This window comes from Dactylosporangium sp. NPDC006015, from assembly GCF_040614215.1.
Classification (GTDB): domain Bacteria; phylum Actinomycetota; class Actinomycetes; order Mycobacteriales; family Micromonosporaceae; genus Dactylosporangium; species Dactylosporangium maewongense.
This window is the reverse complement of sequence record NZ_JBEXUD010000008.1, coordinates 14378-32117: the sequence shown is the minus strand read 5'-3', so window position 1 is coordinate 32117 and position 17740 is coordinate 14378. Positions and strand designations below refer to the sequence as shown.

16 protein-coding genes are annotated in these 17740 nt (G+C 72.1%); 4 read left to right on the top strand and 12 right to left on the bottom strand.

The window, feature by feature from the left end; translation table 11 throughout:
• Window positions 1-20 precede the first annotated feature (20 nt).
• The 8 genes from ABZ321_RS15965 to ABZ321_RS15930 form a co-directional block, all read right to left on the bottom strand.
• Complete coding sequence (locus ABZ321_RS15965; protein WP_354891516.1) at window positions 21-410, bottom strand: hypothetical protein; 390 nt, start codon at window positions 408-410, stop codon at window positions 21-23.
• A 114-nt stretch (window positions 411-524) separates the two neighbouring features.
• Window positions 525-1409, bottom strand: coding sequence for an ROK family protein (locus ABZ321_RS15960; RefSeq protein WP_354891513.1), 885 nt, complete (start codon window positions 1407-1409; stop codon window positions 525-527).
• Window positions 1406-2221 (bottom strand): carbohydrate ABC transporter permease, encoded by an 816-nt coding sequence (locus ABZ321_RS15955; protein WP_354891510.1) that lies wholly within the window; start codon window positions 2219-2221, stop codon window positions 1406-1408. Before ABZ321_RS15955 ends, ABZ321_RS15960 begins: the two co-directional genes overlap by 4 nt.
• Window positions 2218-3081, bottom strand: coding sequence for a sugar ABC transporter permease (locus ABZ321_RS15950; RefSeq protein ID WP_344509465.1), 864 nt, complete (start codon window positions 3079-3081; stop codon window positions 2218-2220). The genes ABZ321_RS15955 and ABZ321_RS15950 overlap by 4 nt, the downstream gene beginning before the upstream one ends.
• 62 nt (window positions 3082-3143) lie before the next feature.
• Window positions 3144-4424 (bottom strand): ABC transporter substrate-binding protein, encoded by a 1281-nt coding sequence (locus ABZ321_RS15945; RefSeq protein WP_354892190.1) that lies wholly within the window; start codon window positions 4422-4424, stop codon window positions 3144-3146.
• A gap of 63 nt (window positions 4425-4487) precedes the next feature.
• Window positions 4488-5465, bottom strand: coding sequence for a cellulase family glycosylhydrolase (locus tag ABZ321_RS15940; protein WP_354891506.1), 978 nt, complete (start codon window positions 5463-5465; stop codon window positions 4488-4490).
• Window positions 5466-6517: 1052 nt separating this feature from the next.
• On the bottom strand, window positions 6518-8368 hold the full coding sequence (locus tag ABZ321_RS15935; RefSeq protein ID WP_354892187.1) for an ABC transporter ATP-binding protein: 1851 nt from the start codon (window positions 8366-8368) through the stop codon (window positions 6518-6520).
• 74 nt (window positions 8369-8442) lie between these two features.
• On the bottom strand, window positions 8443-10974 hold the full coding sequence (locus ABZ321_RS15930; RefSeq protein ID WP_354891503.1) for an AAA family ATPase: 2532 nt from the start codon (window positions 10972-10974) through the stop codon (window positions 8443-8445).
• Window positions 10975-11058: 84 nt separating this feature from the next.
• Here ABZ321_RS15930 and ABZ321_RS15925 point away from each other — a divergent pair, with 84 nt between their 5' ends.
• Genes ABZ321_RS15925 through ABZ321_RS15915 form a run of 3 tightly spaced genes read left to right on the top strand, consistent with a single transcriptional unit; the run spans window position 11059 to window position 13121 of the window.
• Window positions 11059-11877, top strand: coding sequence for a MerR family transcriptional regulator (locus ABZ321_RS15925; protein WP_344509459.1), 819 nt, complete (start codon window positions 11059-11061; stop codon window positions 11875-11877).
• 27 nt (window positions 11878-11904) lie between these two features.
• Complete coding sequence (locus ABZ321_RS15920; protein ID WP_354891500.1) at window positions 11905-12258, top strand: VOC family protein; 354 nt, start codon at window positions 11905-11907, stop codon at window positions 12256-12258.
• Between the two features lie 20 nt (window positions 12259-12278).
• Window positions 12279-13121: an isocitrate lyase/phosphoenolpyruvate mutase family protein gene (locus tag ABZ321_RS15915; protein WP_344509455.1), complete on the top strand. Its 843-nt coding sequence runs from the start codon at window positions 12279-12281 to the stop codon at window positions 13119-13121.
• Window positions 13122-13208: 87 nt separating this feature from the next.
• Here ABZ321_RS15915 and rox read toward each other — a convergent pair whose 3' ends face one another.
• Window positions 13209-14675 (bottom strand): rifampin monooxygenase, encoded by a 1467-nt coding sequence (gene rox, locus ABZ321_RS15910; protein ID WP_354891497.1) that lies wholly within the window; start codon window positions 14673-14675, stop codon window positions 13209-13211.
• 343 nt (window positions 14676-15018) lie between these two features.
• Between rox and ABZ321_RS15905 the strand changes: the two genes are divergently transcribed.
• Window positions 15019-15336 (top strand): hypothetical protein, encoded by a 318-nt coding sequence (locus ABZ321_RS15905; protein ID WP_354891494.1) that lies wholly within the window; start codon window positions 15019-15021, stop codon window positions 15334-15336.
• A 127-nt stretch (window positions 15337-15463) separates the two neighbouring features.
• Here ABZ321_RS15905 and ABZ321_RS15900 read toward each other — a convergent pair whose 3' ends face one another.
• Genes ABZ321_RS15900 through chrA form a run of 3 tightly spaced genes read right to left on the bottom strand, consistent with a single transcriptional unit; the run spans window position 15464 to window position 17738 of the window.
• Window positions 15464-15853, bottom strand: a complete 390-nt coding sequence (locus ABZ321_RS15900) for a VOC family protein (protein WP_354891492.1) — start codon at window positions 15851-15853, stop codon at window positions 15464-15466.
• Window positions 15853-16596, bottom strand: coding sequence for an ArsR family transcriptional regulator (locus ABZ321_RS15895; RefSeq protein ID WP_354891490.1), 744 nt, complete (start codon window positions 16594-16596; stop codon window positions 15853-15855). The genes ABZ321_RS15900 and ABZ321_RS15895 overlap by 1 nt, the downstream gene beginning before the upstream one ends.
• Before the next feature lie 14 nt (window positions 16597-16610).
• Window positions 16611-17738, bottom strand: a complete 1128-nt coding sequence (chrA, locus tag ABZ321_RS15890; protein WP_344509445.1) for a chromate efflux transporter — start codon at window positions 17736-17738, stop codon at window positions 16611-16613.
• Window positions 17739-17740: the final 2 nt, after the last annotated feature.

Here is a 17740-nt window from a genome sequence, read left to right as displayed (position 1 = left end):
AACCAGGGGGCAGGCCACCGTCAGTTGTAGACGGTGGCCTGCCTCGAGGTCTGCTTCCAGCCGTTGGTGCCCCAGATGATGCGGTCGCCCCACCAGGAGCGGTTGTTGACGTTGAAGCCGTACACCATGTCCAGGTACTCCACGCCGCCGCCGTTGCGCAGCTTCTGCACCGCGGCGCGCGTCGCGCCCGCCCACTGGGAGGCGCTGTTGTTGCCGAGCGGCTCGTTGCCGATGTTGATGATCGCGTACGCCTCCTGGCCCTGCAGCGCGCTCTTCACGGCGAGCCAGTAGTCGGCGGCGGAGACCCGGAACCCGGTCGCCGCGGCGGCCGGCGCCGCCGGTCCCGCGACGACGAGTCCGGCGGCGGCGAGCATCCCCGCGGCGACTGCGGCCAGTGTCCGTCGTGCCATGACAGCTCCAATCTGTCCTGAACCGATGAAGCAACGGCAGGCAGCACTGAGCCAGTCGGGACGGAGAATGGCAGCGCTGGCGGGCATTGCCATCCAAGTGGATCACTTAACGGATTAAGGTTCAACCATTCGCTCGGCGAGACCGAGCGCGCCGAGCACGCCGGAGAGGCCACCCAAGCCCGGCGGGACGATGTAGGTGGACAGGTCGGCGGTGGCGGGGACGGCGTCGAGGGCCTTGCCGAGCCGGTCGGCGGTGGCGGCACGCACGGCGTCCAGGAGCCCGGGGATGTTCAGGACGCCGCCGCCGACGACGATGCGGTGCGGCATCAACAGGTACAGGATGGACGTCATGAGCTGCGAGAGGTAGTGCGCCTCGAGCGCCACCGTCCGGGACAGCAGCGGGCCGAGGTCGTGGGCGGGGCGGCCGGCCCGGCGGGCGATGGCGGGGCCGCTGGCGAGGCCTTCGACGCAGTCGCCGTGAAACGGGCAGGTGCCGGCGAAGTCGTCGCCGGGGTGACGCTGGACGTGCAGGTGGCCCATCTCGGGGTGCAGCAGGCCGTGCAGCGGGCGGCCGTCGACGACGGCGCCACCGCCGATGCCCGTGCCGACGGTCACGTAGACGACCGTGCCCTGGCCGCGGCCCGCGCCCCAGCGGTGTTCGCCGTAGGCGGCGCCGTTGACGTCGGTGTCCAGCGCCACCGGGACGCCGAGCCCGCGCCGCAGCGCGCCCACGAGGTCGGTGCCGCCCCAGCCGGGCTTCGGGGTGGTGGTGATCCGGCCCGAGGCGAGGTCGAGCGGGCCGAACGAGGCGACGCCCAGCGCGGCGATGTCGCGGCCGGCGGCGCGCTGGGCGCGGAAGTAGGCGATGACCCGGTCGAGGGTCTCCCCCGGCGAGGTCGTCGGGATGGTGGTGCGGTCCACGACCGCGTCGGGGCCGACCCCCACCGCGCACACCACCTTCGTGCCGCCGGCCTCGACACCACCGAACAGCACGCTCATTTGCCGGCCCCCGCGGTGAAGCCGTTGTAGATGAAGCGCTGCAGGGCGAGAAATGCAACGAGCGTTGGAATGATGACGAGGATGACGCCGGCGGAGATGACCTCCCACTGCGCCCCGAACGGCCCCTTGAAGCGGTACAGCGACGTGGAGATGACCCCGAGCTCCTGCGACGGCATGTACAGGAACGGGATGTAGAACTCGTTGTACATGGCGATGCCCTTGATGATGACGACCGTGGCGATCGCGGGCTTCAGCAGCGGCAGGATGATCCTCCAGTAGATGCCGAACGCGGAGGCGCCCTCCATCGCGGCGGCCTCGTCGAGCTCGCGCGGCACGCCGCGCAGGAACTGCTGGAAGATGTAGATGGAGATGATGTCGGTGCCGAGGAAGAGCACGATCGCCGACCAGCGGCTGTCGTAGAGGTCGAGGGCGTCGACGACCTTGAACGTGGCGACCTGGGTGGTCACGCCGGGCACGAGGGTCGCGAGCAGGAAGAGCGCGACGACCACCCCGCGGAGGCGGAACCGGAAGCGGTCGATGGCGTAGGCCGCCATCGACCCGATGAGGACCGTGCCGGCCAGCGAGACCGCCATGATGATGGACGTGTTCACGAAGCCGCGGAGCATGTGCCCCTTGGTGAAGGCCGTGACGTAGTTGTCGAGGTTGAACCAGTCGCCGGGCGGGTCGAAGGGGCCGCTGTTGAGGTATTCGGTGTTGGTTTTCAGCGACGCCATCACCAGCACGACGGGCGGCAGCAGCACCACCAGGCACGCGCCGGTCAGCGACAGGTACTTCAGCACACGGGCGATCACGAGAGGTCCACCTTCTCGTCGGGTGCGATGCGGCGCTGCAACCACGTCACCAGCAGGATGATCAGCAGCAGGACGACCGCCATCGCCGAGGCGAGGCCGAGCTTGTAGTACTTGAAGGCCATGTTCACGGTCTGGATGACGAAGGTCTCGCTGTCGTTGGCGCCGCCGGTCATGATGAACGGGATCTCGAACACCGACAGCGAGCCGGAGATCGCGAGGATGAACGACAGCCCGACGATCGGCCGGATGCCCGGCAGGATGATGTGCAGGAACTGGTCCCAGCGGTTCGCGCCGTCGAGCTCGGCCGCCTCGTACAGGTGCGCGGGGATCGACTGGATGGCGCCGAGGAACAGCACGAAGTTGAGGCCCAGGTAGCGCCAGATCGAGGTGCCGGCGAGCGAGTAGTTGACCACCTCGGGGTCGCCGAGCCACTGCTGGGTCGCGCCGCCGAGGCCGACCGCCGACATCGCCGAGTCGAGGGTGCCGCCGGGCTGGAAGAAGAACAGGAAGATCATGCCGATGGCGACGCCGTTGATGAGGTACGGGAAGAACAGCACGCCCTTGAACAGGTTCCGGAAGCGCGTGTTGAAGCTCAGGATCGTGGCGAAATACAACGCGAGCAGGATTTGCACCACGGACGCGCCGATGTAGTACAGGCTGACCTTGAGCACGCCGAAGAGCTCCGGCCGGGTGGCGATCTCGACGTAGTTGTCGATCCCGACGAACTCCCGGCTCGGGCTCAGCCCGTCCCAGGACGTGACGCTGTAGCCGAACATGTTCACCACCGGGATGTAGGTGAACACGATCAGGAACGTCAGCGGCGCAACGAGAAACACGTAGGGTGTCAGCTTCCGGCCCACGTCTCACCTTTCGAAGACAGAGGCGTGCGGCCCGGCGAAGGGCCGCACGCCAAGCAGCACACCTACTTGAGCTTCGCCCGGGTGTCGGCCCACTTCTTGTTCAGGTCGGCGAAGATCTGTTCCTTCGTCTCCTTCTTCGCGCCGCGGGCCGCGTCGACGATCCGCTGGCGGTACTTGCCGTCGAACAGCGCGATCTCGGCGGTGTTGCCGATCTTGTCGGCGAGCCCCTCCTCGCCCTTCGGCGCCGGGTTCAGCTCGATGAACTCCGTCTTGGCCGTCTGCAGGTCGGCGAGGGACGCCGGCAGCTGCGCGCTCGTCACCACCGAGACGCCGCCCTGGTCGGTGGCGTAGTTCGACTCGTCGGCGAACCAGTCGACCCATGCCCGCGCGGTCGCCTTGTTCTTCGAGTTGACGTTGATGCCGTTCTTGTAGTCGCCGCCGACGACGGTGTGGAACTTGCCGTTGACCTGGTTGGGGAACGGCCAGTAGCCGATGTCGTCCTTGCTGGCGGCGGCCGCCTGCATCTGCACCACGGACCAGGAGCCGAGCATCATCGTGGCGATCTTGCCGGTGCCGAGCATGCCCTTGGACTGCTCCCAGTTGGTCGTCGTCGGGTCCGGCTCGGTGTAGCCGCCCTTGACCGCGTCGAAGAGCAGCGAGTCGATGATGTACTGCTCCTTGCCGGGGCTCCACGGCGCGTCGTCTTTGGCGAGCTTGGTGGCCGCCTCCGGGTCGCCGCTGACGGCGCCGCGCACGCCCTCCCACTGGCCGAGCGGCCAGCCGTCCTTGTAGTTGGTGTACAGCGGGATCACGCCGGTCTTGTCCTTGATGGCCTTCAGCGCCGCCAGGAACTCCTCGGGCGTCTTCGGCGGCTCGGTGACGCCGGCCTGCGCCCACACCTTCTTGTTGAACACGTAGCCCTGGGCGTTGCCGGTGATGGCGAGGCCGTAGACCTTGCCGCCGAACGTCTGCTCGGAGCGCACGAACCGGTACTTGTCCTTCAGCGCGTCCACGGTGCCCAGCGGCTCGAAGAACAGCGGCAGCTGGTCGGCGGTGACGGAGTTCGGGATCGGCAGCACGTCGCCGTAGTTCTTCGTGTTCATCCGGACGCGCACCTCACCCTCGTAGTCGGTGATCGCCTCGAACTTGACGTTCGTGCCGGGATACTTCGCCTCGAACTTCTTCTTGTACTCCGGCAGCACGGTGTCGACGAGGTCGGTCCGCTGCGTCAGTACCGTGATGTCGCCGGCGATCTTGCCGTCCGAGCCGCTGCCCTCGTCGTCCCCGCAGGCGGTGAGGACGAGGGAGGTCACTGCGAGCAAGGCGACGAGGTGCTTCTTCATATGCACGGGTACCACCTTCCGATCAGAGGGGGTGTTATCGGTTGTGCCGCACAGGTGCCAGGGTCAGAACGAGCGCATGAGGTCGAGCAGGCGGACGTCGACGTCGAAGCCGTCGCGCCGCTCGAACCGGGCGCCGGGCCGGTGGTGCCCGACGATGCCGAACGGGCCTTCGAACTCCCACAGGGCGTAGCCCCAGCCGAACTGGCCGAAGACGTCGAACAGGTCGGCGAACCAGGCCCGCGCGACCTCGTCGGGGGTGTGCTCGTAGCAGCCGAACTCCCCCACGTGCACGGGGACGCCCGCCGCTTCGAGCTCGCGCCACGGCGCGTAGAAGTCGCGCAGCCCGGCGCCGTCCCACCAGCGCCCGTCGTAGTCGCACGGGTAGGCGGGCGCCGGAAGCCCCTGATGCCCGGGCCACCAGGGCGCCCGGAAGTGCGAGACGCTCATCGGCTGGTATCCGCGGACGCTCTGCGTGGCGCCGAGGTCGGCCAGCTCGGGCATGGCGAGGTTGCCGCCGTCGAGACCGTCGATGACCAGCGGCCGGTCCGGCGAGATCGCCCGCACCGCGGCGGCCGCGTGCCGGATGACGGCCTCATGGGCGTCGCGGGTGAAGCCGCGCAGCCCCAACGCAGGGGGTTCGTTGACGAGATCGAAGCTGAGCTCTTCCGCCGGGATGCCGCTGTACCGCTGGGTGAACCGCTCCCACGTGGCGACGAACGCGTCGCGGGCCGGGCGGTCCGTCCACAGGTTGTACGGCTCGGTCTCCCACCCGGTGATGATGTAGCCGGGCGCGCGGTGCAGGTTCAGTGAAAGATGCAAGCCGCGCTGCCGGCACGCGTCGAGGATCTTGTCGACGCGGGCGAGCACCGACTCGTCGGCCTGGTGCGGGTCGCCGCCGACGCTCCAGAGCCGGTAGTCCGTCGGCAGCCGGATGAAGTTGAATCCCCACGCCGCGACGGCGTCCAGGACCCGCTCGTCGGGCCCTGCCGCGCCGGCGTGCGCGTTGAACATCCACTGGACGTTGAACCCGTGGTGGGGCATCGCGGATCGACCCTTCAGGCGGTGCCGGCCCCGGCCGCGCGCCTGGGGTGGAGGCGCGCGCTCACTGAACCGGATAAGTTCCATCAACCTAGGCCCGCACATTGAAGCTGTCAATCCCACTCCGCCGCAGCACGCCAAGACTGAAGCGCATAACCCCGCGAGCCAGCACCGACACCGCGCCACACCCCGCCGCCACCTCCCCCGTCGATCCCCTTCAACCCAGCACGCGCCGCGACGTTCACACCCCGAAGCCGTTCCGGATCGGCCAATGCATCGCGAGTCGCGTATCGCGGCAATGCCGGGGTGTCGATCGCTTCGGGGTGGTCGGTGCATCGCGAGGAGGCCGGCAGCTCCGTCAACGCACCGCCACACCCGGTCCCCTGCCCAACCCGGACCCCGCACGGATGGAGCACACCTGCCGTGCGGACCGACCAGGCCCTCCATCCAGACGTTGGTCAATGCCCTGAAACGCCCCTTTTCGGGGATAGACATTGCGCGATCCACCCACAAATCAGAGATCAACTTGCGGGTGGATCGCGCAACCTCGATGGAACAAAGGGTGCAAACGCGGGCATTGATCACCGTCGGTCAGGGGGACGGGTTGCCTGTCAAGCGGCGATGCCGGGCATCGAACGTCCATTCCCTGGACTGCTTCTGGCCGTGGGATCAGTCGAGCGTGCGTCGCCAGCGGCGACGGACGCCGCCCGCGGGATGGGAGCCGCAGGAGTGAGGGCCTCATCGGCCGCCGGGGCATGGCGCGCCGCCCGCCTCGATACCGGGCGGGCGGCGCATCGTCAGCAGCCGACAACCACCCCCGGCGAGCCCGGCCAGCGCCGGCCGCGCGGGCGGCGCGTCGTCAGCGGCCGTCGGGTGCCACGGCGAGCCCGGCCAACTACGCATCCAGCAAAGCCCGCGGCGGCGCGGCGGATGGAGGCGGGTCAGGTCGCGGTGCCGGGTGTGTCTCGGGTAGGGCGCCGCCGCTGCGGCTCCCAGGCAATGGAAGGCGCAGCGGCGGGGCGGGCCGAGGTGCTGGCCGGCGTCAGGGGGTCGGGTCAGACGCGGACCTGGTCGTCGGTGTCGGCGAACTGGGTGGAGTAGAGCTCGGCGTAACGGCCGCCGGCGGCGAGCAGGGATGTGTGGGTGCCGCGTTCGACGATCTGGCCGGCCTCGACGACGAGGATGAGGTCGGCGGCGCGGACGGTGGACAGGCGGTGCGCGATGACGACCGCCGTCCGGCCGCTGAGGGCCTCGGCGAGCGCCGCCTGTACCGCGGCCTCCGACGTCGAGTCGAGGTGCGCGGTCGCCTCGTCGAGGACGACGACCTGCTGGCCGGCCAGGAGCAGGCGGGCGATCGTGAGGCGCTGTCGCTCGCCGCCGGAGAGGCGGTAGCCGCGCTCGCCGACGACGGTGTCGAGGCCGTCGGGCAGGGAGGCGACCAGGTCGTCGAGGCGGGCCCGGCGCAGGACCGTCCAGAGCTCGTCCTCGGTCGCCGACGGCCGGGCCAGCAGCAGGTTGGCCCGCACCGACTCGTGGAAGAGGTGCCCGTCCTGGGTGACCATGCCGAGGGTGGCGCGGATCGCGTCGAAGGACAGGTCCCGGACGTCGATCCCGCCGAGGCGGACGGTGCCGCTGTCCACGTCGTACAGGCGCGGCAGGAGCTGCGCGATGGTCGACTTCCCGGCGCCGGACGAGCCGACCATGGCGATCATCTGGCCCGGCTCGGCCTTGAACGAGACGTCGTGCAGGACCTCCACGCCGCCGCGGGTGTCCAGGGAGGCGACCTCCTCCAGGGAGGCGAGGGACACCTTGTCGGCGGAGGGGTAGCCGAAGCGGACGGAGGAGAACTCGACGGACACCGGGCCGGGCGGGACCTCGCGGGCGTCGGGCTTCTCCGCGACGAGCGGGCGCAGGTCGAGGATCTCGAAGACCCGTTCGAAGCTGACCAGGGCGCTCATCACCTCCACCCGGGCGCTCGCGAGGGCGGTCAGCGGCGCGTACAGCCGGGTCAGCAGCAGCGCGAGCGCCACGACCGCGCCCGCGTCGAGCTGGCCGGCGAGGGCCGCGACGCCGCCGATGCCGTAGACGAGGGCCAGGGCGAGCGAGGACACGACGGTCAGCGCGGTGATGAACACGGTCTGGTTCATGGCGGTGCGGACGCCGATGTCGCGGACCCGGCCGGCCCGGGCGGCGAACTCCACCGACTCGTCGGAGGGCCGGCCGAAGAGCTTGATGAGGGTGGCGCCGGGTGCGGAGAAGCGCTCCGTCATCTGGGTGCTCATCGCCGAGTTGTGCGTGGCGGCCTCGCGCTGCAGGCGGGCGAGCCGGGTGCCCATCCGGCGGGCCGGCAGCACGAACACCGGCAGGAGCAGCAGCGCGAGCAGCGTGATCTTCCACGACAGGCTCACCATCACCGCGAACGTCAGCGACAGCGTGACGACGTTGCTGACGACGCCGGACAGGGTGCCGCTGAACGCGCGCTGCGCGCCGATGACGTCGTTGTTGAGCCGGCTGACGAGCGCGCCGGTGCGGGTGCGGGTGAAGAACGCGACCGGCATGCGCTGCACGTGGTCGAAGACGGTGGTGCGCAGGTCGAGGATCAGCCCCTCGCCGATCTGCGCCGACAGCAGCCGGGCGAGCAGCCCGACGCCGGCCTCGACGAGCGCGATGGCCGCGATCAGCACCGCGAGGGTGACGACGGTGTCGCGGGAGCCGCCGCCGACGATCGCGTCGACGACCCGGCCGGCGAGCACCGGCGTGGCGACCGCGAGAAGGGCCGTCACGACGCTCAGCGACAGGAAACCGGCGAGCCGGGCCTTGTGCGGGCGCGCGAACGCGGCGATCCGGCGCAGCGTGGCGACCGAGAACGGCCGCCGGTCCTGGGTCGCGTGGATGGCTTGGTACATCTGGTTCCAGGCGGTGACTTCCATGCTCACGTCCGCCACCGTACGACCTGGAGTGGGGTTCAGGTCCAATCGGTTTACAACAGGCCGAGGTCGCGGGCGCGGCGGACCGCCTCCGCACGGCTGGACGCGTCGACCTTGCGCAGCACCTCCCGGATGTGGGTGCGCACGGTCTTCACCGACACGTCCATGAGCTCGGCGATCTCCTCGGTCGGGGTCAGCGCCGCGAGGTGCCGCAGCACCTCCGCCTGCCGGAGGCTGAAACCGGGCACGGGATCCGCCGCCGTCGCGTGCCGGCGCAGCAGCTGGCGCAGGGCGCCGTCGGCCTCGTGGACGGCGCGGGTGCCGCCGTCGTCGACGGTGAACCCGACGGCGGTCCGCAGCGCCTCGACGGCGCGCTCGTGGTCGCCCTGCCGGGCGGTGCCGGCCGCGAGCAGCAGCCACGCCTCGACGAGCACGCCGACCGGCAGGCCCAGCAGGCACAGCACCTGGTGGGCGCACTCGACGGCGCGCTGCGGGTCGCCGGCCGCGAGCAGCGCCGAGCCGCGGGCCAGGGTCGCCTCCGGCCGCTCCTGGTCGAGGCGGGCCAGGGCGGTGCGGGCCTCCTCGTGGCGGCCCATCGCGACCAGGACCCGCGACTCGGCGAGATCCAGCTCATGCCGCACCCAGAGGCGGGCCGAGGTCTCCGGCGGCGCGCCACGCAGGACCGACAGCGCCGCGGGCAGCTCGCCGCGGGCGCGCAGGAGCCTGGACCGCACGATGGTCAGGGTGGCCGCGTAGGCGCTCTCCCGCGGCATGATGTCGGTGGCCAGCCCCTCCTCGGCGGTGCGCAGGTGACGCCAGGCGGCGGTGGTGTCGTAGCGTTCGGCGGCCACCCACGCGAGCGCGAGGTCGGCGATGTGCCGCGGGCCCCGGTTCAGCGCCTCGGTGCGCGCGACCACGTCGGATGCGCGATGGGCCGTGTCGTACGCCGACCGCAGCCTCCCCAGCAGCGCCTCGGTGAAGGCGAGATGCTGCGTGCAGTACGCGAGAAGGCCGCCGCACCGTTCGCTGCGGGCCGCCCGGATCGCCGCGGCGAAACTCCCGGCGGCCTCGTCGAGCCTGCCGGCCCGCAGGTGCGCCGTCGCGACGCCGGACAGGACGAACACCCACAGCTCCGGCCGCACGGCGATCCTGCCCGGGTCGACCTGCGGCAGCAGCCGCGCCGCGGCGCCGGTGACCGCGTCGAGCCGCTCCGCGTCGCCGGTCTCGTAGGCGACGGACTGCTGAACCATGCACGCGGCGAGCCGGACCGGCAGCGGCGCGTCGGGGCCGGGGAGCCAGGCGTTGCCGGTGAGAAGCCGCTCGGCCCGCGGGTGGTCGCTGTGGGAGAGCGCGTGGGCGGCGGCGACGATCACGCCCTCCGGCGACGCGGGCTCGGCCGGCATCCCGGCGAGCAGCCCCGTGAGCCGGCCCGCCGGCCCGTCCACGATGACCTCGCCGACCGCCAGGTCGTCGACGACGAACCGGGCCGCGTCCTCCCACGCGCCGACGGCCGCCGCGTGCCCGACGGCGCCGGCGAGGTCACCGTGCCGGGCGGACCAGCGGGCCGCGACGAGCCCGGCGGTCCTGGCCGCGGCGGGCGGCAGCGGAAGCCGGTCGCGCAGCACGGCACCGAACAGCGGGTGGAGGCGGTAGGTGCCCTGCGCCTCGCTCACCGTCTCCAGGAACGCGCCGGCCTCCTCCAGGTCGGCGATGACGTCGCCCTCCTCGACGCCACCCACGATCGCGGCGAGCTCGGCCGTGAACGTGTCCAGGCGGGCCACCCCGGCCAGCAGGCGCCGCCGTCGCGGGGTGCACCGGTCCAGGATCTCCCCGGTGAAGTAGTCGACGACGTAGTCGTGCCCGGCCAGCGCCGGCACCCCGGAGCCGTCCGCCATCGCCAGCGCGCACAGGCGCACCCCGGCGAGCCAGCCCCCGGTCTGTTCCATCACGTCGGCGAGCGCGGCCGGGGTCAGGTCGACGCCGTGCAGCGCGAACAGCGCCCGCACCTCGCCGGCATCCAGCGCCAGCTCGGACCAGCGCAGCTCGCTGAGCTGGTCGGTCAGCCGGTAGCGGTGCAGCGGGAACCGTGGCCGGTGCCGGCCGACGAGCACCAGCCGGAGGTGGCTCTGCGCGTGCCGCAGCAGGAACTCGATCTCGCCCAGCTGCTCCGCGTCGAGCCAGCAGGCGTCGTCGAGGACGAGCACGATCGAGTGCTGCTGGTGGGAGAGGACGGCCGCCAGCTCGGTGACCGCCGCGTGGTCGGGCGCGGTGGTCAGGTCCAGCAGCGCCGCGGGCAGCAGCACCCCGGCGCCGCGCAGGGCCGCCAGCAGGTGCTGCCACAGGCGCGCCGGCCGGGCCCGGTCGTCCTGGTCGACGGTGAGCCACGCGATCGAGTCCCAGCCCGGGCTGTCGTCGGCCCACGCGGCGACCAGGCGGCTCTTGCCGGATCCGGCCGGCCCCGTGACCACTGTGACCGGCAGGTCGGTCAGGCTCCACAACAAGTCGATGAGCTGCTCACGCGGCAGCGCCCGGTCCACCGGCTCGGGCCTGGTGAGCTTCGCGGACAGCAGTGGCGCTCCCTCCATGGAGGCCTCCATCTGTATCGATACCCGACAGCATATGCGGAGAAGCTTGACCTTCCACCTACTGGAACAGGTTCACTCAATGGCATGACACGGGGCATGACACCGGGCGTCACCATCGGCGAGTTCTCGCGGCTGTGCCATCTCAGCGCGAAGACGCTGCGGTACTACCACGATATCGAGCTGCTGGTGCCGGACGGCATCGACGAGGACACCGGCTACCGGCGGTACGCGCCCGGACAGGTCGACGACGCGCACCTCATCCGGCGGCTGCGGGACCTCGACATGCCGATCGCGCAGATCCGCGGGGTGCTCGCCGAGCCCGACCCGTCCGCGCGGCAGGAGGCCCTGGCCCGACACCTGGACCGGATGGAGGCCGAGCTCAGCCGTACCCGCGACGTGGTCCTGTCGCTGCGCCGCCTGCTGGGGCCCGAGCCCGAGCTGCCGGTCCGGCACCGGCTGTCGGCGGGTTCGCCCGTGCTCCGGGTGTCGGCGCGGATCACCCGCACCGAGGTGACGGACTGGTGCGGGCGGGTCTTCCCCGAGCTGTACGCGACGCTCGCCGCGCTCGGCACCGATCCGGCCGGCCCGGCCGGCGCGACCTACTCCGCGGAGTTCTTCGAGGGCGAGATCGGGGAGGTCGTCGCCTTCGTGCCTGTTTCGGCGGACGTGGTGCGGGCGGGCGACGACCGGTTCGCGACCCTGCCGCCCGCCCGCTACGCCGTCGCCGTGCACAGCGGCCCGTTCGCCGACTGCGACATCACGTATGGCCGGCTCGGCCTGCACGTCGCGTCCCACGACACCGCCCTGCCCGACCCGATCGTCGAGGTCTACCTGGTCGGACCCGACGAGACCACCGACCCGGCCGAGTTCCGCACCGAGATCTGCTGGCCGATTTCCGCCTGACCTTCGTTTCCTCAGGAGAGAGAGCACATGACCGACCTCGCCATCGCCCACGTCACCATCGACTGCGCCGACGCGGCCGCCCTCGCCGGCTTCTACGCCGCGCTGCTGGACCGCACCGTCGACCCGGAGGCGACCCCGTTCTTCGCGACCGTGGGCCGCTCGACCGGCGCCCATCCCGTCCTCATGTTCATCCAGGTCCCCGACAAGACCCCGGGCAAGAACAGCATCCACCTCGACCTGCACACCGCCGACCTGCCCGGCGCCGTCGCCCGCGCCGTCGGTCTCGGCGCGAAGCAGGTCGGCGACTTCAACGAGTACGGCGCCGTCTGGACGACGTGGTCGGACCCCGAGGGTAACCTCTTCGACATCGGCGCCAGCTGATCGTCTTCAGGGGGTTCGCGATGGACGGGGACCGGCGGCAGCAGTTCGTGGACCTGCACCGGGAGGGCTGCTTCCTGCTGCCCAACGCGTGGGACGCGGGCAGCGCCCGGGTCCTCGAGTCCGCCGGCTTCCCCGCCATCGCGACCACCAGCGCCGGGATCGCGTTCTCCCTCGGTCGCCCCGACCACGACTTCTTCGCCGACCACGGTCCGCAGGCCCGCCTCGACCGCACCACGATGCTCGACCGGGTCCGCGAGATCGTCGCCGCGGTCGACGTGCCGGTGAGCGCCGACCTCGAGGAAGGCTTCGGCACCTCCCCGGAGGACGTCGCGGCCACCATCTCGATGGCAGTCGCCGCCGGCGCCGCGGGCGGCAACATCGAGGACTTCACCGGCTCGCGGGCCCGGCCCCTGCACGACCAGGCGCTCGCCGTGGAGCGGATCCGGGCCGCCCGTGCCGCGGTCTCCTCCTCCGGCGAGCCGTTCGTCCTCGTCGGCCGCACCGACGCGCTCATCGTCGGCGGCACCCTCACCGACGCCGTCGACCGGGCCAATGCCTACCTGGCGGCCGGCGCGGACTGCGCGTTCGTGCCGGGCGCCGCCGACCCGGCCACGATCGGCACGCTGGTCCGCGAGCTCACCGGCCCGCTCAACGTCGTCATGGGCCTGACCGGCGGCACCCTGTCCCTGGCCGCCCTGCGCGACCTCGGCGTCCGCCGCGTCACCGTCGGCGGCAGCATCGCCCGCGCCATGTATCACCACCTGCGCCGGGCCGCCCGCGAGCTGGCCGAGCACGGCACCTTCACGTATGCCGACACCCAGCTCTCCCAGTCCGACCTGAACGACCTCTTCCGCCGTCCGTAGGCCACCTGCGGGCGCGCCGCCGCGACGCGCCCGCGGCAGCGCCGCAGGCACGGGCCGCGGCAACGCGCCGCATTCAGATCAGCGCGGTCAGGCGGGTTTGCCGAACCAGCGGGCGAGGTGGTCGTCCAGGTCCTGCTGGTCGTCGCCGACCCAGGCGACGTGGCCGTCGGGTCGGAGCAGGACGCCCGGGGCGTCCACCGCCGCGGTGGGGTCCCCGAGGTGGTCGACCCGGTCCGACCAGCCGCCGGCGGTCAGGCGTCCGGTGCGGTCCAGCAGCAGGCCGCGGCCGCGGTGCAGCAGGTCGTACAGGCGGCCCTGTTGCACGTCGAGGTCGGGCAGACGGCGGCCGAGCAGGTCGGGGCCCGGGCCGAAGTCGTAGCGGACGCCGATCGCGGTGATCTTCTCGATCAGGTGGCGGTTCACCTCGTCGAAGTCCATCAGCTCGGTGAGCAGCCTGCGCAGTGCCTGGGGGCCCGGCTCGGTGGAGAACAGCTCCATCTGGGCGCGGGTGTTGTCCAGCACGTCCGCGGCGACCGGATGCCGCTCGGCCTCGTAGGTGTCCAGCAGCGTGTCGGGCGCCCAGCCGCGGATCTGCGCGGCCAGCTTCCAGCCGAGGTTGAAGGCGTCCTGAACGCCCAGGTTGAGGCCCTGCCCGCCGATGGGTGGATGGATGTGTGCCGCGTCGCCGGACAGCAGCACCCGCCCGACCCGGTACCGTTCGGCGAGTCGGGTGGCGTCGCCGAAGCGGGACAACCAGCGCGGGGAGTGCACGCCGAAGTCGGTGCCGGCGATGGCGTGCAGCTGGCGCTGGAAGTCCTCGATGGTGGGCGGCTCCGCGCGGTCGCTGACTCCCGCGCCGGGGATCACGACGCGATAGACCTCGCCGAAGGGTCCGAAGGTGAACCGCTGATCGGTCTTGCGGACCTCGGCCACCTTGGCGGCGATCTCCTCCGGCGGCGCGGCCGCCTCCATCTCGCCCATCAGCGTGTCGGTCCGCGAGGGTTCGCCGGGGAAGCCGACGCCGAGCAGCCTGCGCACGGTGCTGCGGGCGCCGTCGCAGCCGACGAGATAGCGCGACCGCAGCCGTTCCCCGCCGGCCAGCTCGACGGTCACGCCCTCGCCGTCCTGTTCGAGGCCGGTCACCGCGCAGCCGCGCCGGACCTGCGCGCCCAGATCGACCGCGTGTGCTTCGAGCAGGTGCACGATGACCGGCTGCGGGATGCCCAGCAGGTAGGCGTGCGCGGTGTCCAGGTCCGCGGGCGCGGGCTTGTCGATGGCGGCGAAGAAGCCGGCCGCCGGCCGCCGCCGTGCGCGTTCGGCGATGCGCTCCAGCAGCCCGCGCATCGCCATCAGCTCGATGCTGCGGACATGCAGGCCGACGATGCGGACGAACGACGTGGGCTCGGTCTCCTTCTCCAGGACGAGCACCCGCACGTCGTGCAGCCGCAGCTCGGCGGCGAGCATCGCGCCGGCCGGGCCGCACCCGGCGATGATCACGTCGAACGTGAGCGGCGGGCGGCCGGGAGTGGAGTCGGGGAACTGTGCAGCGTTCATAGGTGTTGCCTTTCGGGAGTGCCTGGTTGGCGGGGCGCTCCCGGCGACACCTACGTCAATCGCCCGGCCGTGACGGCAAGAGGGAGCACCCACTTCGATACAGCGTTCATGGGTCTCACCTCCTCGGGCGGTGTCACGGACAGCAGCAAGGTACAAGCCCGATCCTCATCCCGTCCAGTCCATTCCGGCCGCGACACCCGGACCGACCGCGTGTCGCGCGGCGTGTCGATCTGGTGTTCGAAGTCGGGTCGTGTCGGTGCTGTCGTCCGGGCGGGCGGTGTCCTACGGTTCGGGGCGTCGCCGGTCGTCGGGGGCCGGCGCGGAATCCGGACGGGGTGGAGCCATGGCAGGTGTGGTGCCGGGGCCGCGGGAGCGGCGGGCGGACGGGTGCACGGTGGAGTTCACGATCGGCGGGGTGCCCGGGGCGATGACGACCGGGCACGGGATGGACGGCACGCTGCGGCGGGTGGACCTGCGGGCGGGGGTGCACGGGTCCGAGCTGGCCGGGCTGGCCGACGCGCTCGCCACGGCGATCACGCTCGGGCTGCAGCACGGGGCGCCGCCGGCCGCGTACATCGACGTGCTGCGGCGGCTCGAGCTGGACGCGCCGGTCGAGGACGGCAACCCGCTCGTCGAGGCGCTGGGGTCCGCACCCGAGTAGACGGCACGTCAGATGGCGTCGCGAGGGGTACCGACGCGGAAACCCCTCGCGACGCGACCCGCGCTGGCCGAGCCGGTGGTGACGATGCCCCGGTCGTGGCGCAGGAGCGTGCCGGCCGCCCGGCCGGTCAGGCGGCGGGCTGGAACAGCTCGATCGCGTTGCCGGACGGGTCCTGCAGGAGGATCTGGTGGCCGCCGGGGCCGCTCACGATGTCGTTGCGGAAGGTGAGGCCGGCGGCGCGCAGGCGGGCGACCTCGGCGGGGAGGTCGTCGACGAGGAGATGGATCCGGTTCCAGCCGCCGGGTCCGGGCACCGCGCCGTCGGGCAGGGGGCGGCCGGCGGAGCTGGCGGGACCGCTCAGCAGGAGGCGGAGCCGGCCGCGGACCACGTCGGCGAAGGCCGGCGCGGCGTCGGTCCTGACCGTGAAGCCCAGGTGGGTGGTGTAGAACGCGACGGCGGCCGGGACGTCGCCGACCATGTACCGGACGTGGACCAGATCCTTCAGTTCGAGGCTCATCACTGCGACCTTTCGAGGGTGCTGTCGATGGCGTGCAGCAGGAACGTGATGCGGGTCGTCAGGTCTTCGGCGGTGCGGGCGAACGGCGACGGCTCGGTCGAGGTCGCCGGGTCGGGCAGGCTCCAGTGGGCGAGGGCGGGCGCGCCGGCGAACGCGGGGCGCAGCTCGCGGACCCGGTCGCACAGGCTGATCACGTGGTCGAAGGGCTCGTCGGCGAAGACGCTCAGGTGCTTCGGGTGGCGGCCGGCGATGTCGATGCCGGCGGCGCGCATGACGCGGACCGCCTCGGGGTGCACGGGCTTGGGGTCGCTGCCGGCGCTGGCGGCCCGGACCCTGCCGCCGCCGAGCCGCTCCAGCAGCGCCTCGGCCATCTGGGAGCGGGAGCTGTTGCCCGTGCACAGGAACAACACGCGGACGGGGGTGCGGGGGAAGGACGGCGGCGGCTCCGCGGGGGCGAGGTGCACGCCGGGGTGCAACGCGAGACCGGCCGAGGCGAGCTGCGCGCGGTACTCGACCAGGTCGAGGCTGTAATACGTGTCGCGCTTGTCGGCGGAGCTGCGCCGGGTCCGGACCAGGCCGCCGGAGCGCAGCTGGGCGAGGTGGTAGGAGGTCAGGCTCTGCCGCTGGCCGACCAGCGCCGCCAGCTCGCCGACCTGCCGGTCGCTGCGCGACAGCTCCCGCAGCAGCTGCCACCGCACGGGATGCCCGGCCAGGCGCAGCACGCCCGGTGGTGAATCCTCCATGAACTCAGAATACATCAAATCAAACTGATGGTTACGCCGATCGCAGCGGCGATGAGGAGGGTGGGAACCACGCCCCGGCGCAGCGGCAGCAGCAGGACCGCGGCGCCGGCGAGGACGGCGAACTGCCACGGCTCGCGCAGCGCGGCGGTGAGCAGGATCGCGGAGCCGAGGATCGCGCCGATGGCGGCGGGGCCGGCGCCGTCGAGGAACGCCCGGACCCGCGCGTCGCCCCGCAGGCGGTCGAAGCGGTGCGCGCCGAGCAGGATGAACGCGAACGACGGGCTGAACGCCACGACCGAGGCGAGCACGCCACCGCCGATGCCCGCCGCGGCGTAGCCGACCACCGCGACGGTGTGCACGACAGGGCCCGGCGTGATCTGCCCGAGCGCGACCGCGTTGAGGAACTGCGCGTCGGTCATCCAGTGGAAGCGATCGACCGCGTCGGCCCGCATCAGCGGGATGATGACGAAGCCGCCACCGTACGACAGCGCGCCGACCTTCAGCGCCACCCAGGCGATCGACAGCAGCACTCCCCCGCCCGCGCCGGCCGCGGCGAGCAGCGGCAGGCCGGGAGCGCGCCGGGTGCCGGCGACGGTGAGCGCGGCCTCCAGCACGCCGCAGGCGAGCAGGACGAGGACGAGCCACGGGCCGAGGGTCGCCGCGGCCACGATCCCGACGGCGACGTACAGCACCCAGCGCACCTTGCTGCCCGACTGCCAGGCCCGCTGCCGGCTCGCCGGGAGGAGGCTCCAGCCGGCCTGGACCGCGACCGCCGCGACGGCCGCGCCGGCGCCGGCCCCGGCACCGCGCACCCATGCGGGCGGCGACCCGGCCAGGAACAGCACGGACAGGGCGAGGATCAGGACGAGGCCCGGCACGATGAACGCGGCCCCGCCGACGAGCGCGCCGACCCGCCCGCGGACCCGCCACGCGCAGAAGATGGCGAGCTGGGTCGACGCCGGGCCGGGCAGCAGGTTGCAGGCCGCGACCGCGTCCTCGAACTCGGTCGCGTCCAGCCACCGGCGGCGGTCCACGCACAGCTGCCGCAGCAGCGCGATGTGTGAGGGCGGGCCGCCGAAGCCGACGCAGCCGATCCGCCCCCACTCCTTGAGCACGGTGAGCAGTCCGACCTGAGGGTCCACGA

What these genes read in the sequence shown, in the direction of transcription:
- ABZ321_RS15965 (WP_354891516.1), bottom strand. Translation starts at nt 410, where the DNA reads ATGGCACGACGGACACTGGCCGCAGTCGCCGCGGGGATGCTCGCCGCC.
- ABZ321_RS15960 (WP_354891513.1), bottom strand. Translation starts at nt 1,409, where the DNA reads ATGAGCGTGCTGTTCGGTGGTGTCGAGGCCGGCGGCACGAAGGTGGTG.
- ABZ321_RS15945 (WP_354892190.1), bottom strand. Translation starts at nt 4,424, where the DNA reads ATGAAGAAGCACCTCGTCGCCTTGCTCGCAGTGACCTCCCTCGTCCTC.
- ABZ321_RS15940 (WP_354891506.1), bottom strand. Translation starts at nt 5,465, where the DNA reads ATGCCCCACCACGGGTTCAACGTCCAGTGGATGTTCAACGCGCACGCC.
- ABZ321_RS15935 (WP_354892187.1), bottom strand. Translation starts at nt 8,368, where the DNA reads ATGTACCAAGCCATCCACGCGACCCAGGACCGGCGGCCGTTCTCGGTC.
- ABZ321_RS15930 (WP_354891503.1), bottom strand. Translation starts at nt 10,974, where the DNA reads ATGGAGGGAGCGCCACTGCTGTCCGCGAAGCTCACCAGGCCCGAGCCG.
- ABZ321_RS15925 (WP_344509459.1), top strand. Translation starts at nt 11,059, where the DNA reads ATGACACGGGGCATGACACCGGGCGTCACCATCGGCGAGTTCTCGCGG.
- ABZ321_RS15920 (WP_354891500.1), top strand. Translation starts at nt 11,905, where the DNA reads ATGACCGACCTCGCCATCGCCCACGTCACCATCGACTGCGCCGACGCG.
- ABZ321_RS15915 (WP_344509455.1), top strand. Translation starts at nt 12,279, where the DNA reads ATGGACGGGGACCGGCGGCAGCAGTTCGTGGACCTGCACCGGGAGGGC.
- rox (WP_354891497.1), bottom strand. Translation starts at nt 14,675, where the DNA reads ATGAACGCTGCACAGTTCCCCGACTCCACTCCCGGCCGCCCGCCGCTC.
- ABZ321_RS15905 (WP_354891494.1), top strand. Translation starts at nt 15,019, where the DNA reads ATGGCAGGTGTGGTGCCGGGGCCGCGGGAGCGGCGGGCGGACGGGTGC.
- ABZ321_RS15900 (WP_354891492.1), bottom strand. Translation starts at nt 15,853, where the DNA reads ATGAGCCTCGAACTGAAGGATCTGGTCCACGTCCGGTACATGGTCGGC.
- ABZ321_RS15895 (WP_354891490.1), bottom strand. Translation starts at nt 16,596, where the DNA reads ATGGAGGATTCACCACCGGGCGTGCTGCGCCTGGCCGGGCATCCCGTG.